A 15,901-nucleotide genomic window follows, 5' to 3' on the forward strand; every position below is an offset into this window, starting at 1 on the left:
AGCGAATTGAATTACGGTAACGATGGCATTCCCGTGACTGACAACCAAACCTTAGCTCGGCTTAGCCGTTGATTGGCACGTTGCCTATCTCAACAGTTTACGGGTTCTTGAGCCAGGTTGGTCAGCGAGAGGCGTTTTAACATCGCTGCCCGTGCTTGCTTTGCTAACGTATCATCTAGGGGCGTCAAAGTGATAGGGGTTTGGTACTTTTGTTTTAATCCGGTTTGGATCAGCCAATCGGCGATAAAGGGATTCTTGGGCAAAAGTGGACCATGGGAGTAGGTCGCGATCGCGTTTCGATAAAATGCCCCTTCCATGCCATCCTCGCCGTTATTCCCGTAGCCTTTCACCACCTTACCCAGGGGAGAGACATTCCCCAAATAGGTACGCCCACCATGATTTTCAAAGCCAATCACAATCGGCTTACGTCCCAGCATCTGTTCTAAGTCTTGGGCGAGGGGAGAGGCGGTTAACTCAAAGACGACATTGCCAATGCAGCGACGGGCATTAGGTCCAGGATGCTTACTGACAAAATCCAATAGTCCTAATCCTTCAATCCGTTGACCTAAAGCGGGTTCGTAATAGTGACCCAACAGTTGCGGGGAACCGCAGGTAAACACGCCAGGGGTTCCGGTTTCCAGTTTCTCTCGCAACGTATCCGCCTTTGCCCCGCGTAAGTCTCGCATAACAATTTCCTGCTGTCTGTCTTGGGCGCCACCTCCCATAAACACATCGACCTGATGGAATTGGTCAGCCGAGGTTTGCTGGTCGAGGGGTAGGACATTCACCCGAATCCCCCGCCATTGAGCGCGTTGTTGGAGGCAGATCACATTACCGCGATCGCCGTAGGTACTCATCAGGGTTGGGTATAGCCAGCCAATCGTTAGTTCTAGATGTTCGGGATTCATCGTTTTTGCTTACTCTCTATCTACGTTTTACAGCCTGACTGGAGCGGAAACGGAAAGAAGTCCTGTAGAGGCAGGCGCGAGCCACAATCGTAGGGGCGGGTTTAGGGACTCAATTCAAATATCCACCAATACCACCAATAATGGAACAACAAAACCCGCCCTCCCTCACCGCTAACAGTTCAACCCAACCCACCCTTATTCAGCAAGTCATAAAATAAACATTAAATTATACTGTTTTTTATCATTTTCATCAAAAAAAGATTTTGGATTTTACAAAAATACATGCATTGAACCCCAACAGGCTTGAGCGCGAGGAGTACCGCTTTTTGACGCAAAATCAAGGGTTCAGCTTAGTTGACGGAAGGATTGCCCACCCATATTCATGCCGTTACGGGGCGGATTCATCCTGATTGGTTTCAGACGAAGTTGAATAGATAGATTAATCATCCGATTCAGGGGGCGAATGCGACGATTACGAAGCGGGCGTTGGCTGGTTTTGCGAGGCGGGGGTTGGTGAAGGCGAGGTTAGTGGCGGTGGTGCATGATGAAACGGTGGAAGTGGTGCAGGAGGGGGCGCGGGTGTTGGAGGAATGCATGGTGCAGACGAGGGAGTCGGTGTTAATGCCAATTCCTTGTGTGGTGGATGTGGGGGTTTTGAAGAGTTGGGGTTCACATCTTTCTCAAAATTGTAAGTGGTTTCGGTTTCTATGAGCAATAGAGGCAAAATGAATGAACAGTAAAAATGAGTTAGACACAATACTAGCTTTTCTTGAAAAACAGATTAAAAAGCTAAGGCTTGATTTACGTGACAATGCGCTGTCTTTTGATGAGGTTTTCTCAAAACTTCAAAATATTTTAGATAAAATCATTAATACTTTAGGGTTAGACACGGAATTAGAAAATAAGCGTCGCATTTATGGTCATATCGCTAATTTTTTACGCAAAAGATTTAACAAGGACATTGATGTGTGCAAAGAAGCAACTTACATTCTTTGTCAGGAAGATGATCCTCGTTTATTAACCGAGAATTTTCCTAGTGTTCAAGCTACAAAAATTGCTTCAACTGCCAAAGAGCATTTACTAGCCATCAAGGTTTATTATAATTGGCTAGAACAGCCTCAAGTATGCCAGTGCAAAACTGAAATTTTTTCTCATAAACCTGGTGATACAAAGCCAGTAATTACAAGAGTAGAGGAGGAACTAACTTGGGAGCTTCTTCCTGATGATGTTCGGGCAACCTTTATTAGAAACAATAAAAAAGATTCAGTTGGATTTGAACTTTATCCATGAGGAAACAATGGAAAATATTATGGTCGAAATAATTGTAGAAATTTTTGCAGTTGCTGCTCCTTTTGCTGTACCTCTTTGGGAAAGTCTCGTAGTGGCAACTTTAGCTATTTTTGGGGAATGGCTTGCAGAAACTTTAGTTGCTAGTGTTCTTGATATATCAAAAAGTATAGTTACACTTGCATTTACTATCATAAGTACAGTTAGTGCTACTATGTATGTAACTATCAAAAAGGCTTGGGAAGCTTTACGACATTATTTGCTTGAATTAATGATCTATTTCAATAAAAATTCTTCTGGTGAGTGGGTAAAAAGATCTACTTCTACAGTTATTAACGTTCTTAACTCAACTAAGCCAGTGGTTGTTAAAAGAGAAGTAGAGGAAGTAGTTAATTGGGATGAACTTCCTGGCGATATACGTCAGCAACAAATAAGATTAGGTAAAAATAACTACGAAGTAAACTTTCGTGCAATCAGAGATAAAGAGATGGAATCATTAACTATGACTCATTAAAGCTTTTCATAGTCAAGCGCTAACTTCGGTTGTTAAGAAACCAGTTTTTTAGGGAGTATTATTATCTTATGGGACAAGCAATAAAAATCGTCGCTGTTATTTTTGCGGTTGCAATTGCAGTAGCAATAGCACTCTGGAATAAAATTATTCAGTGGGCAGAAGAAGATCTTTTTCCGTGGATTAAGACAAATCTTTCGCCTAAATTTGAAAAACTAACTAGAGAAGCATTCGTTGTCTTTGATAAAGGTGCGGTTTCAGTACGACAAATTGCCAAAAAAGCCTGGCGGACATTAAGAAAATTCTTGTTAGAAGCAGTTGTTAAATTTGAAAGGCAAGTAGACCGAAAATGGTTGAAAAAGTGGACAACAAAAATCATTAAATTTCTTGAAGTAGATGGCAAAAATAAAGCATTTATTAAAAAAAGAGAGTATGAATATGAAATTGAATATGACGACCTACCTGCCGATGTTCGTGAAAGCTCAATTCGTTCTAACCGATATAATTATCAGGTAGACTTTACAGATACTCGCGACAAAGAAGTTATGACTATTACCAATTAAAGATGTAACCACATTTTTACTAAAAAAAGGTATTATGCTATGAACATTGAAAATTTGCTAAAGTTTGGCATCCTTGGTGTCACTTCTATTGCAGCAATTAGTATAGTTGTTTTGTTGGTTGAAAAAAGTGAAACAGAAAATCGTCAGAATATAGATGGTTTTGTGGAGCGAGCTATGGCTGAATCTTTAGCTAGAAAATTAAATAAGTCTGAAAGTACAGTTTTAGAAGTGCTTCAAGGTTCATCTAATCCTGAAATAGTTGCACAAATTGAAGAATTGATTTCTTCAGTACAATTGTTATTTAGGAAGCAACCCAAAAGTACTAATGTAGAAATTCGATTAGAAGTCAACTATACGGATGAAACTTATTTTGCCACAACGATTAATAGAAGTTGGGATGAGATACCAGGAAATGTGAGAGAACAATTTATACGAACAGGAAGTCATGAAGCGATTCTTCCTTGGAACTTTCTATGGGACATAGAGACTAAATAATGGAGAAATACAAATAATGCTTCTATCAGTGGATATCATCAAAATAGTCATTTTAGGTGGACTTGCAGCTTATCTAGCTTGGAGATATCGCCATAAAATTTACAAAGAAGTTAACCAATGGTTAAATCAAAATAACTTGACTAAGGCTGCATTAACAGAAGTGAGAGTAATCTATGATCACATAAGTGTTGGAGCAAGAAATATTGTAAGGAAACTTTTCGTTAGTACCAATCAGGGTCCGAATCAAAAAATATCTGAAGAGATTATTTCAAAAGAGGAGTTGCGTAAACGAGACCCAGAAATATATGAATGGTTACAAAACCACAGTTGCGTCGAACAAAATATCTTAGAACAATTTCAGTAATGGAAGTGGTTTACTTATGCCAGCTAATTGGAAATCAATTAAAACTTCGTCTCAGTCTTCAAATACAGATGATAATCAAAAAGATGAGGGAATTTTGTCAAAATCTAATCAGAGTAATAGCAATGTAATCTCTGAAATGGATAGGTTAGAAATATTTACACCTGAAAAACCTCGCAGAAGTCTTGATGAAGTAATTTTATCTCCTTTAGTTCGTTCTAGACTTGAAACAGCTTTAAATCGTATCCGCTACCATGATAAGTTATATGAAGAATGGAATTTAAAAAAAATTGATCCTTATGGTCGTCGGGTAGCGATTAACTTCTTTGGTCCACCCGGAACAGGTAAAACTCTATCTGCTGAAGGAGTTGCACAACATCTAGGTAAACAAATCATAAAAGTCAACTATGCCGAAATAGAATCAAAATACGTTGGTGAGACACCCAAAAACATTACAGCAGCTTTCAAAAAAGCCAAAGAAACTGATTCAATTCTCTTCTTTGATGAAGCTGACTCAATTCTTGGCAAACGATTAACAAATGTAACTCAAAGTGCAGATCATGGAGTTAATGTTAGTCGCTCCGTTATGTTACTTCAGTTAGATGCCTTTGAAGGAGTAGTTATCTTTGCTACAAATCTTCCAGAAAATTTTGACGGAGCATTTGTCAGACGAATTTTAGCTCATATAGAGTTTGAATTGCCTGATCTAGATTGTCGAGTCAAGCTATGGGATTTCCTATTGCCTGACGAAGTTCCTAGGAAAAATGACGTACATCCAAATTGGTTGGCAATTCAATCTGAGGGACTTTCAGGAGGTGATATTCTCAATGCTGTTAAGTTAGCAGCAAGTCAAGCAGTTATAAGACTTGATGATGATTGCCAAGTCAATCAAAAGGATGTTCTTGATGCTATTTCTCAAGTTAGGGAAGGCAGAGAAAAAGTAGGAGTATTCACGAACAAATCTAAGCAAGTTTCTGTAAACGAAGAACTTATTCAGCCAGAGGAATTATCAGCCGATGCTCGAAAACGGTACGATTCAGTTGTTCGAGATTTAAGCAAAGAGTCATAAATAAATTTTGACTAAAATCCCAAAAAACTTGTTTCTTTATTAATCATAAAGAGAAATATTTGATTTGTGCTAAGAACAGCCGTTATTGGCTCACCAGCATTGATTCCTCGCTTTCTCAGTCCTTCTCGAACAACTATGACTGTTCTTCCGCCTTCAGCTAAAAATCGCTCCCAATTCATTAATTTCTCTGAAAAATCGTTGACATAATCAGTGTTGGCTTCTTCTTCTAAACCTAACTGTTACAATAGTAGATGGGTTTGAGGAACAATACCTAATGACAATTGGTTAACTTGGACATTGTGTGCTGTCCCTGACAGGTTCCCCATGTTCAATAAACAGAGTTAAAAATGACAGTTAACATGAACTTAGCTTCACTTTATGACGTTGACTATGATCAATGGTTAGCGCGAACCATTAATTTGTTAAAAGAAAACCGATTCAATGAGTTGGATAAAGACCATTTAATTGAGGAATTGGAAGACTTGAGTCGGCGAGAGAAAAAAACAGTTGAAAGGTTTCTAGAACAGATTATTCGACATTTACTACTTTGGCAATATTGGACGGTAGAACATGATTATAATGCCAATCATTGGCAAGCCGAAATCATGAGTTTTAGAACCCAAATAAATGAAGATTTAACCCAAAATTTACGGAATCATCTCCAGGAGAACCAAGTCAAGATTTATGAAAAAGCATTAAATTACGTGAACCAAAAGACCGGATATGAGGTGGATTTTCCCGAAAACTGTCCTTATACCCTCGACCAATTATTAGAGATGAACTGGCTACCCGAAAAAAGATAAAATTACTGGATCGTTAATCACCAATGAAAACTCACAAAATCTGCCGCCCCGTCAACAATCCCCGCACTTCTAACATAGCGGAATAGGTGGGTAAAATATGCAAGGTTTCATCCTCTGGGGTATGTGCCAATGCCGTCTTAATCGCCTCCTGTAAATCCTCTTTAATAATTAACTCACAAGGATGTTCCGCCTCAGATTGAGAATACTTCAGGCGCAATGCCATATCATAAACGCGATCGCCACTCACCACAATCGTCCCGCCTAACGCCACCAGCTTCTCGGTATCCACGTCCCAAATCCAAGACACATCAGTGCCATCAGGGGTGCGGTCATTCAACACGACTAACTTGGTCGAGGCTCCCCCCTGTTTTTGGATATCATGCACCGCCCGAATCGTTTCATTCATCCCGACCGGATTTTTTGATAACAGAATTCGCACCTTCTTCCCCTGAACCACCAATTCCTCAGCGCGTCCAAATGCAGCCTTGAAGGTTTTAACCGTGTCGTAAATATCCGCCCGTTCAATCCCCAATTCCTCTGCCACTAATCCAGCAGCCAGGGTATTATATTTGTTATAAATGCCAATTAAGATTTGGGGCCACTCCTGACTATTTACCGCTAAAGAACTCTTACTAAAGCCACAACTCGCGCAGTGATAGTCGCCTAAATGAGACAAGTAAACCCCCTTGTAATCCAGGGGATAGCCGCAACTGGGACAGTAAATCGAGTCTACGGCATGGGGAATTTCTTCCAAATAGCGATCGGGTTCATTTAAACCGAAAAATCGCACAGTTTGCGATAACTGTTGACCCAAATGACACAGCGTCGGATCATCGGCATTCAAAATCACCCGTGTTTGGGCAGGAAGCGGTGCGATCGCCTTCAGCCAGCGCTGACTAATTGTATCCACTTCCCCATAGCGATCAAGTTGATCCCGAAACAGATTTAAACCCAAAATCACCTGGGGCTGACAATCCTGCAAGAGCAAGGGTAATATATTTTCATCCACTTCTAAAATGGCGTAATCGGCATCCAACACACCCACCACATTGGTATGCTCCATCAACGCCGTCACCAACCCATTGATCAAATTCGCACCCGTGACATTATGCGCCACTCGCCACCCCTGACGCTCCAACAGAGTCCGCAACAATAGAGCCGTCGTAGTTTTCCCATTCGTCCCCACAATCAGAATCACCCCACGCCGTACCTGTGCCAAAAGCAACGGCAAAGCATGGGGTTGAATTCTGCGGGCAATTGACCCTGGCAATACACTCGCTGCCCCTAAACGGAATCCTCGCACCAACGAGGTAACGCTTTTAGCCGCGCCTACCGATAAACTCAGACGCACTTGATCTAGCACTGATTGACTCACATCCACACTCCTCCCAGACGGGGCAGCTTCTCGGTTCCCTGAGCTTATACTAGGTTATTTACTCAGCCATCTATAGCTCGTCAGCATAATATTCTACCTATTTGCGTAAGTTTGTAGTTGCGCTTTAGCGCCATAAACGTCTGCATCGCACACTATAAACCTTTCACTCCAACCTTGGTCAGGGCGGGTTTAGTCGCATCTGGTAGGGAAGCAACGATAATCGTGAAACCCGCCCCTACACAGACGCCATGTCCTCAATGGTAGGGAAGAGTCAAAACTATTTCACCGCGTCATGATGCTGTTGCACCACTTGAACCAATCGACCCCCGCAATTTAAAATATCATCGGCTAACTGGACAATCCACAGATTGGGCAAGGCTTGGGGTCTAACGGCTAAAACATTGGCAAGGGCATCGTCCTCTCTACCCACGCCCAATAACTCAGCACAAACAATCAACGCCACCGCCGCCGAACGACTCACTCCAGATTGACAATGGATGAGTAAATCCCCCTGGTTCGACGAAATCAAATTGGTAAATTCGATAATTTGCAGGATATGCTCTGCTGTCGGCAAGACATATTCGGGATCATCATGGGGCATATCAATATCATCAAACTCTAATCGCAAATGGTGAGGAATGCGAGTATAACCCGGAGGCGGAGCAACCCCTGGAGAACCAATAGAAATCAGATAGTGAATAGATGACCCTGGCGTTTTCGACCAGAGATATTCACTGGCTTCACTAAATGAACCAATCCAGAGTTTAGGTAAACCCGGAATTTGAATAGAACTCGCCGCCATTGCTGGGGTATCCTGCACGTCGCGATTCATCGCCCCCTTGAGTTTTTCAATCACTGCCGCTGCTCTATCTCGAACATAAGCATCTTCATCATTAAGTGCTTGTCGAATACCCGCTATCACGGTTGGTGTGCCAATATTTCCCAAGGCTTCTACCACTCGTGTGCGGACAAAGACATCTCCATCGCTAAGTGACTGTAAAATTCCCGCAATGGCAGTTTCAGTGCCAATTTCACCTAATACGGCCACAGACGCCGCCCGAACTTCTAAGACAGGATGGTAAAGCCCTTCCAAGAGAATAGAAACCGCGTCTTCGCTCGCCAGATTACCTAAGGCATAGACGGCTTTGGTGTGAATATAAAAGTCTGGGTCATAGAGCGCCCGTTTTAAGTCTTCGAGTGCGGCATCACTTCTGAGTTGTCCTAATGCCCATGTCGCTCTACCGCGAACATAGTGATCCTCATCTTCTCGCAAAACCTGTAGGAGTGGGTCAATTGCCACAGGATTGGCGATACGTCCCAACGCCGTCGCCGCCCGCCAACGGACTTGAGCATCCTCATAGTTTAGGGCGTCCAAGAGTCCCGTAACTGCCCGTTCACTACCGATTTCCCCTAATGCCCACGTTGCCCACTTTCGCACCTGCGGCGATGCATCTCCCAAGGCTGCAAGTAAATGAGTCACCACCACATCACTACCAATTTGTGCCAGTCCCCACGCCGCCCAAGCCTGTACGCTATTATCGTCCTGGTTGAGTCCTTGCAGGAAAACTGGAATCGATTGTTCTGAGCGCATTCGGGCTAAGGAGCGAATTTTATGCACGACTGAAGCATTATCAGGGTTAGTCATTAAATTAAGTCAAACGTCATTTGTAAGGGGTTGATGAACATTTACAGAACTTAACATCGTTCGGTTTTTTTCCACCGACCTACTTAGTCCGTTGTCAGTTATCACGGATAAAAAATCCGACTGTGAAAGAAGTAATCGAAAGACGCCATAGCGGAACTCAGCTATACGTCAACGTATCGCGGGAGTCCCTACCCTCAACGAAGTAGGGTAGGGAGGGATAGCGGATTGCCGGAGGAACGGAGGCAATCAACCCTTCGACTTCGCTCAGGGTTAATCTTGAGGTGTTTCCTGGGATTTGATATAAGCCTTAACTTAACCCCACCTGAATGTGCTAGATTAATCTTAACAGGAGGAAACAGCAATGCGAACAAGACGTGTAACTTTTCGGCTATACCCCAATAGAAAGCAAGAGCAGATATTGCGGTATCACCGTAAGTTGCACCAGGATTTGTACAACGCTGCTGTTTGTAATCGGTTCACTCAGTACCAAAAGTTTAACCATCGGGTTGACTACTTCGAGCAACAAAACTCTTTACCTGCCTTCAAGGAAGTTTGGGTAGAGTACAAAGAGTGTAATTGTATGACCTTGCAGGCTACGTTAAAGCGTGTTGATTACGCATTTAATCGGTGGTTTAAAGGGTTAGCCAAGCGACCTAAGTATAAGTCAATCAGGCATTACTCTGGCTGGACGTATCCCAGTAAAACAGGTTGGAAGGTACACACAACGGGTGATAACGGTTATCTAGATTTAGCCAAAATTGGTTCTATCCAGATGCGCGGTAAAGCCAGAAGTTGGGGAACTCCAACAACTTGTACCCTTGTTTACCGTAATGGGAAATGGTATGCCAGCATAACCGTTAACCTAACCGAATTGCAGGCAGCGACAAGGCAAACAGATTTTGGCTCAGTCGGCATTGACTTGGGTTGCAAGTCAGCATTAGCAATTACTGATGGGAAAAACCATTCTTTTGTTGAAGCCCCTAAGTTTTTGCGAAAAGCTGAGGCAAAAATCAAGCATCTTTCTAAAGGGAAGCGTCGTCAAACAGCGCCCAATAGAAAGAAAAAACAGAAAGGCTCTAGGCGGTGGAAAAAAAACCAGGCAAAAATTAGCAAAGTAACTCGCAAAGTAGCTAATCAGCGCCAAAACTGGGTACACCAAGTAGCAACAGACATTGTGCGCTGTAATAGCTTCGTTGCTACGGAAAAGCTAGAAGTCTCTAAAATGACCCGCCAAGCCAAAAAAGGCAAGCGCAAAAAACAAAAAGCCGGACTAAACAAATCCATTTTGGATGTGGGTATGGGGATGTTAAGGTCAGCGATTGAATACAAAGTAAAAGACGCTGGCGGGGTTTTTATTGAGGTTCCTACTCGCCAAGTGAAACCATCCCAAACCTGTCCTAACTGTGGAAATCAGCAGAAAAAGACCTTAGACGAAAGAGTTCACCATTGTCATAAATGTGGATTTACGATGGATAGAGATTTAGCGGCGGCTTTAGTTATGCTTTTGTGGGCATTAGGAATTCTACCGGGGCTTGGAACGAGCCTCGTAGACGCTGATGTCTCTAGCTCTACTTCAGAAACTCGTCAGCACAAGCAAACGGGAAGCATGAAGCAACTAGGACAAGCGAAGCGTCAGAAACACAAACCTATTGGTCTGGTTGTAGAAACCCAGACCTCAACGAAGTAGGTCTGGGTAGTTCATCAAAAACTGGATTTGCGATCGCGGCACTGCCAGAGGTAATCGCGATTAGGTCATTCGCGTCTACGCCTTTGAGACGAGCTAATGTTTCATCACCAGAACTGATCAGAGCATGACCCTTATTCCCACCGCTTCCCTGAGTGATGGTCAGCTCTTCAAAGGTCAGTCCATTGGCTAACCCCAAAAAATCTTCACCCAGATGAAAATCTATTATTGTATCAGTTCCTTCGCCAAGGGCAAGCACAAACGTATCGCTACCCTGTCCCCCAGAGAAATCGTCTCCCGTGAGAGTGTCATCCCCTAAACCGCCCCAAAGTAGGTCATCGCCATCATCACCCCAAATTCGGTCATGATCATCGCCGCCATAGAGGGAATCATTTCCACCCTTACCGCCAATCCGATCATTCCCTTTACCACCATAAATGATGTCATCACCGCCAACCATACCACCAGAGGAACGGTGGTTAAAGTCACCGCGCAGGATATCATTACCCTCTTTGCCGTAAATCATATCATTGCCTAAACAGCCGGCGATGATATCTTTATCCGCACTACCTTGTAGATGGTCATCTGATGCACTACATTTAATCGGAGACTGATTATCGGTAGTGGTTGACTCAGATTCGGGTTCAGATGTCAATTCTGATGTCGGAGTTTGAGTATCAGGGGTTGAGTCTGTTTCTGTGTTTGAGTCACTCGGAGTTTGAGTATCAGGGGTTGAGTCTGTTTCTGTGGTTGAGTCACTCGGAGTTTGAGTATTAGGGGTTGAGTCTGTTTCTGTGGTTGAGTCACTCGGAGTTTGAGTATTAGGGGTTGAGTCTATTTCTGTCGTTGGTTCAGGTGTCGGAATTAATTCATCTGTATCCAGGTCAAGTTTGACATTTTCTGACCCAATCGTCACCTGACGAGTTTCAGTATCTGTCTGTCCATCATCATCCCAGTCGCCAGCAAAGGTCACTTGGTAGGTTCCAGTGGGCAACTGCATTTGATAACCACCTGCGTTCCAAGTCGTCGTTGTGAAACTTGCGTTAGTTGTGGTGTTAACGGCTGTGACATTAATTCCGCCCAGTCCTTCATCGGCGCTATAAAATTGATCATCTATAATCTGGTCGTCAAAAACAACTCCCATTAACCAGGAATTGCCAAAATTGAAGCGATTGCCAAAGTTTTGGGTGATGACCAGTGATCCAACCTGGGTAGCTGGGTCATTTTCGGGAATAATCGAAAGACCCACTTCCCGAAAATTCGAGTTCATAATATTATTGCGGTGACCATGGGACGCTTGTATCCCGGTTGAAGTGAAACCCCAATCAATGGCAAAACCTGCATGTCCGTGAAAAACGGAGTCAGCATACGTATAGACATTCTCACCCACAGTAGACCAGTTATAGCCAGTCTTGCCAATCCGCTGACTCAAATTTAATTCCCCAGGTAACTGATGGGACTGGGTATCTTCTTGGATCATCAACTGATTATGGTTTTGCGCCGCCTCTTGGAGTTGATCTGACCAGGCTAGGGGTTGAACGGGTGTGAGATTAGCCCACTGAGTTTGCAATACATCCAGATCAACATTAAAGTAGTCCAACGCGAAGTTAACATCAGCATCAGCTGAATTGATTAATAAATCAAGTTCGCCGACTGGGTTGAGCCTCATCCGGTTGATCAACTCCAGCATTTCCTGTTCTTGGACGGTAGGTTGAGAGGGATTGGATTGTTGAGGTTGCATCGGTAGTACCCTGAAGTGTGGTTGTTAACTCCAGTCTCAACAACCGATGATTGCGATCGCGTTTTCGCTAGGTTTTCGTTATGTGTGCGTAACTTTACTTGTTTCCTGTTTCCTAGTTAGTATTGACTTTATTGCGCTGGTATGGTATGAGGGCGATTCAGTTTGTGCGATCGCTTGAACTCCTCAGCCAATCAGGGATAATCAGAAACAGGGAATTCCATCTAAACTAACTTTGTAACTGTAATATGACCTTTGACTCATTGCCTGTTCTTAGTCAACATCCAACCAATCGCTATTCTTACAAACGTCTTATTGCCCAATGTTTGGTCACTCTGATTGCTGTCCTCGGCTGTTTGCTGCTATCAACACCATCAGCCCTAGCCGAACTCAATGATGACCACTTTGACGGCAATATCTTTGCCCTCTATGCGGGGAATGGTTCCCTAGTCCCGCCGCGTGTCACTCTGGCAGACTCCATAAAAGCACATAAACCAGCCTTGCTGGTGTTCTATATCGATGACAGCACAGATTGTAAGAAGTTTTCCACCGTGGTGTCCCAGCTACAAGCGCCTTATGGACGGGCGGCGAGTTTTATCCCCATTAGCGCGGATACTCTGTACGACAAACCGAGTGATGACCCAATGAAACCGGGCTACTATTATGAAGGATTAGTCCCCCAAACCGTTCTCATTGACCAAGAGGGTGAGGTTCGATTGAATGAAACAGGACAAGTCAGCTACGAAAAAGTTGATGATGTCTTTCGGGAGGTTTTTGACTTACTTCCCCGTTCTGAATCACAAGACTTAAAACGGCGACCGATTAACGAGATTAATACGGAATTAAGCCAAGATTGACAATACCAGGGAGTTTGGGGAAAAGTATCCAAAATATGCAAGTATAAAGTTGTGGCAGAGTGCATATCTCAATTTTCCCCTCCCCCTCCGCACCCTGGCACTCCTGCCCCTCCACACTCCTGCTGCCCCAATCTACAACGATCACACATCTGATGTCACGGGTCTACAGCACCGAGGAACTGATCCAAATTTTGGCAGAGGAACGCCGTGCCTGTATGAATGGTCAGCGTCTGAATCTAGCCGCTTCCGCATCGGGAAATCCGGTGATTGATCGATTTCTCAAATCTGAGGGCATTCAAAAATTTAGTGCCTATCGAGATTTTAAAGCGGCGGTTCACCACTATCAGCGACAACATCAGGTTTCGGGTATCGTGTGGCGACAGTTAACCCTCAACGGAATCACATTGCGTTATCCGACGGTGCATGATCAGTTAGTGGCGTTAAGCAGTGACGTAGAGATTATCAAAGCGGCTAAACCTTCAATCTTGGAGTTTTGGCGACAGGTTACTCCGGGTATGGACTTGTACCTGAGTATCCGTTTGGGCAAAGACTATCGCCAAATACAGCCTGAAGATGTGGACGCGATCGCATCGCGAACGGAATGGGTTAACCTTTTACATTATGGGAATTCCCAGATTCTGGAAATCATCCTTCAGCTTGGCTGGGGAAAGCCAGAAGAAGCCTCTTACCGCCGGGGGTGGCCCGCCTCAGGTAGCGAATATGTTCATGCTGTTCCCCTGGGTCAGCGTCCCATTTGTTAATTGGCTACCAACCCAAGCCGGGACAAATTTATTCCCTGTTCCCTGTTAAGATTTCCCTTTCCTAACCAAAATGTCCCGCCTTAGACCGATAGCCGACTTTATTATCACTCTAAGTACGGGAGAGCCGGAATGGGGGATTTACCACAAGCTAATTCATCTTGCTGCATTGTTTCTATCGTACTTGATATTAGCTACCTTATACACTTCCTCAGTATTCATCTCAGGGAAGCGCCCCGTTCCTCCACCGAAACTTTCAGGTGTTGGTTGGTCAAAAGAAGTAATTTCTCCATATTGAGTCATGGATTGATCCGTACCCATACGATGATAGGCAAGGAGTTCATATCCTTGCCAAGAGGAATAGACCCACATTTCCTCCTGGGAGGCGGACGCAAATACTTCTAATGTGACAGATGGAATCCCACGATAGGTGGAGCCATACATCGGGAAGTAACGCTGTTGACCTGCATCATTCTCAACTGAGAAACCGAGGACGGCGCTGTCTGAACCCAAGTCAACGTAGAACTGTGCTAAGCCCGTGCCAACCTGTACAGACTCCAGTATGATATCAGGATCTTCACTGGCAGCCGTTACTCCACTAGCCTGTCCACTGCTTTCAGACTCGCAACCGACCTGGAAGGCAAGCATTAAACCCAAAAGGAGGTGCTTCATTATTTTCATCATGCTCATCTTAGATCGCAACACTACTGGGGAGTGAATTATTACCATCTATTGGAACCCCCAGAATTTCCACCTGGATTAGCAGAAGATCCCCAGCTATGAGGCTCAGACCAATTCCACCACATATACTGCCTTTCCATTCCACTTAAAGCAAAAGCTGGGTGATTTGCAAATCGACCAAAAGATTCCTGATCCATTGCGTTATACATCCAGATATTCATTGTGGCTGTTTGTGCATCGCAATCAATAGAATCGACGGTTGCATATATACCAAATGAGCCAATTGAGCAGGTGTACAGTTCAAATGTTTGAATCTCTGGACTCATCGGTATCGGGTTAAGTTTTGAAGTAACGTATATGATAAATGCGTTTTTACAAGTTTCAGGGTCAGTTCCAGGCGGACTATTAACCCAAATACGGTGAGCATTAGGATCAGTAACCGGCGGATCTGTCATTCCAGGTGTCCAGGATGCATCCGTCAGATGATTCGCTTGCCAATTTCTGCAATTAGCTTCAAGATTTGCTTTGGCTTGATTGACGGCATTAATCACAGGTTGCCATCGTCGCACAATTCTGGTGTAGTTATCGCTTTCTCTCATAACCCATAGTCTTTCCCTAGACCATGGCGCGAAGAATTCATCTAAAACATCGCCAATAGTTGTGCGTTGAATCACATCTTTTTGTGCAAGGCTATCTGATATTCCAGATTGTTGCACCACATGGGTCAATTCATGGGCTGTCAGATGATCAACGCCTGGGGATTTTCCAGCCCCAAAGTAGATATGATTGCCATGCGTAAACGCCTGAGCGCCTAACTCCTGATTCATCTGCACCGCTTCACTACCCGTATGCACCCGCACGCTGCTAAAATCAGCCCCAAAGCGCGGTTCCATAAACCCTCTCACGTTCTCCGATAACGGAGAACCTCCACCCTTAGACGCATTCAAACGGCTCTCTAAATCCCCAGAGGCTTGATTCCCCTCTATTTGAGCTGCCCGTTGTATCATCTGGCGCATCTGCACACGCGGATCAATTTGCCTTTGCACCACAGGCGTAATTGATTGCGCTCGTTTCCAGATCTGATGGGGGTGATGGGGGTGATTGGTGTCCAACTGACGCTGAACGGACGCTGAACTATCAGGAGGCGCTGACATTGATATCACCTG

Annotated in this window: 17 protein-coding genes; 11 read left to right on the plus strand and 6 right to left on the minus strand. The window is 44.0% G+C overall.

Annotated features, from left to right (window positions below):
- Nucleotides 1-89 precede the first annotated feature (89 nt).
- Entirely contained in the window at nt 90-908 is an 819-nt protein-coding gene (locus RIC07_RS27160; RefSeq protein ID WP_446397242.1) for a type 1 glutamine amidotransferase, read from the minus strand.
- A 513-nt stretch (nt 909-1,421) separates the two neighbouring features.
- Between RIC07_RS27160 and RIC07_RS27165 the strand changes: the two genes are divergently transcribed.
- The 8 genes from RIC07_RS27165 to RIC07_RS27200 all read left to right on the plus strand — a co-directional run bounded on the left by RIC07_RS27165 (nt 1,422) and on the right by RIC07_RS27200 (nt 5,997).
- Complete coding sequence (locus RIC07_RS27165; protein WP_446397243.1) at nt 1,422-1,619, plus strand: hypothetical protein; 198 nt, start codon at nt 1,422-1,424, stop codon at nt 1,617-1,619.
- An 18-nt stretch (nt 1,620-1,637) separates the two neighbouring features.
- Nucleotides 1,638-2,198 (plus strand): hypothetical protein, encoded by a 561-nt coding sequence (locus RIC07_RS27170; protein WP_446397244.1) that lies wholly within the window; start codon nt 1,638-1,640, stop codon nt 2,196-2,198.
- Nucleotides 2,199-2,205: 7 nt separating this feature from the next.
- Complete coding sequence (locus RIC07_RS27175) at nt 2,206-2,709, plus strand: hypothetical protein (RefSeq protein WP_446397245.1); 504 nt, start codon at nt 2,206-2,208, stop codon at nt 2,707-2,709.
- A 68-nt stretch (nt 2,710-2,777) separates the two neighbouring features.
- On the plus strand, nt 2,778-3,269 hold the full coding sequence (locus tag RIC07_RS27180; RefSeq protein WP_446397246.1) for a hypothetical protein: 492 nt from the start codon (nt 2,778-2,780) through the stop codon (nt 3,267-3,269).
- 39 nt (nt 3,270-3,308) lie between these two features.
- Nucleotides 3,309-3,764, plus strand: coding sequence for a hypothetical protein (locus RIC07_RS27185; protein WP_446397247.1), 456 nt, complete (start codon nt 3,309-3,311; stop codon nt 3,762-3,764).
- Nucleotides 3,765-3,792: 28 nt separating this feature from the next.
- Entirely contained in the window at nt 3,793-4,128 is a 336-nt protein-coding gene (locus RIC07_RS27190; protein ID WP_446397248.1) for a hypothetical protein, read from the plus strand.
- Nucleotides 4,129-4,144: 16 nt separating this feature from the next.
- Nucleotides 4,145-5,194, plus strand: coding sequence for an ATP-binding protein (locus RIC07_RS27195; RefSeq protein ID WP_446397249.1), 1,050 nt, complete (start codon nt 4,145-4,147; stop codon nt 5,192-5,194).
- A 347-nt stretch (nt 5,195-5,541) separates the two neighbouring features.
- A complete protein-coding gene (locus tag RIC07_RS27200; protein WP_446397250.1) occupies nt 5,542-5,997 on the plus strand; it encodes a DUF29 domain-containing protein in 456 nt (151 codons plus the stop codon).
- Between the two features lie 31 nt (nt 5,998-6,028).
- Here the strand turns inward: RIC07_RS27200 and RIC07_RS27205 are convergent, their stop codons facing one another.
- The gene (locus tag RIC07_RS27205; RefSeq protein WP_446397251.1) at nt 6,029-7,372 is read right to left on the minus strand and encodes a MurT ligase domain-containing protein; all 1,344 of its coding nucleotides are present in this window, start codon (nt 7,370-7,372) and stop codon (nt 6,029-6,031) included.
- 277 nt (nt 7,373-7,649) lie between these two features.
- Entirely contained in the window at nt 7,650-9,017 is a 1,368-nt protein-coding gene (locus tag RIC07_RS27210; protein WP_446379277.1) for a HEAT repeat domain-containing protein, read from the minus strand.
- 361 nt (nt 9,018-9,378) lie between these two features.
- On the opposite strand from RIC07_RS27210, the gene RIC07_RS27215 reads away from it, so the two are divergent.
- Entirely contained in the window at nt 9,379-10,704 is a 1,326-nt protein-coding gene (locus RIC07_RS27215; RefSeq protein WP_446397252.1) for an RNA-guided endonuclease InsQ/TnpB family protein, read from the plus strand.
- Here RIC07_RS27215 and RIC07_RS27220 read toward each other — a convergent pair.
- Nucleotides 10,664-12,442 carry a CAP domain-containing protein gene (locus RIC07_RS27220; RefSeq protein WP_446397253.1) on the minus strand — a complete coding sequence of 593 codons (1,779 nt, stop codon included), beginning with the start codon at nt 12,440-12,442 and terminating at the stop codon, nt 10,664-10,666. The genes RIC07_RS27215 and RIC07_RS27220 overlap by 41 nt on opposite strands.
- Before the next feature lie 245 nt (nt 12,443-12,687).
- Between RIC07_RS27220 and RIC07_RS27225 the strand changes: the two genes are divergently transcribed.
- Both RIC07_RS27225 and RIC07_RS27230 read left to right on the plus strand, forming a co-directional pair.
- Complete coding sequence (locus RIC07_RS27225) at nt 12,688-13,296, plus strand: thylakoid membrane photosystem I accumulation factor (RefSeq protein WP_446397254.1); 609 nt, start codon at nt 12,688-12,690, stop codon at nt 13,294-13,296.
- A 152-nt stretch (nt 13,297-13,448) separates the two neighbouring features.
- On the plus strand, nt 13,449-14,057 hold the full coding sequence (locus RIC07_RS27230; RefSeq protein ID WP_446397255.1) for a hypothetical protein: 609 nt from the start codon (nt 13,449-13,451) through the stop codon (nt 14,055-14,057).
- Between the two features lie 153 nt (nt 14,058-14,210).
- Here RIC07_RS27230 and RIC07_RS27235 read toward each other — a convergent pair whose 3' ends face one another.
- Both RIC07_RS27235 and RIC07_RS27240 read right to left on the minus strand, forming a co-directional pair.
- Complete coding sequence (locus tag RIC07_RS27235) at nt 14,211-14,726, minus strand: hypothetical protein (RefSeq protein ID WP_446397256.1); 516 nt, start codon at nt 14,724-14,726, stop codon at nt 14,211-14,213.
- Between the two features lie 50 nt (nt 14,727-14,776).
- The coding region (locus tag RIC07_RS27240; RefSeq protein ID WP_446397257.1) for an eCIS core domain-containing protein at nt 14,777-15,901 on the minus strand (1,125 nt) is incomplete at its 5' end.

Source organism: Coleofasciculus sp. E1-EBD-02, from assembly GCF_040218245.1.
Classification (GTDB): Bacteria; Cyanobacteriota; Cyanobacteriia; order Cyanobacteriales; family Coleofasciculaceae; genus Coleofasciculus.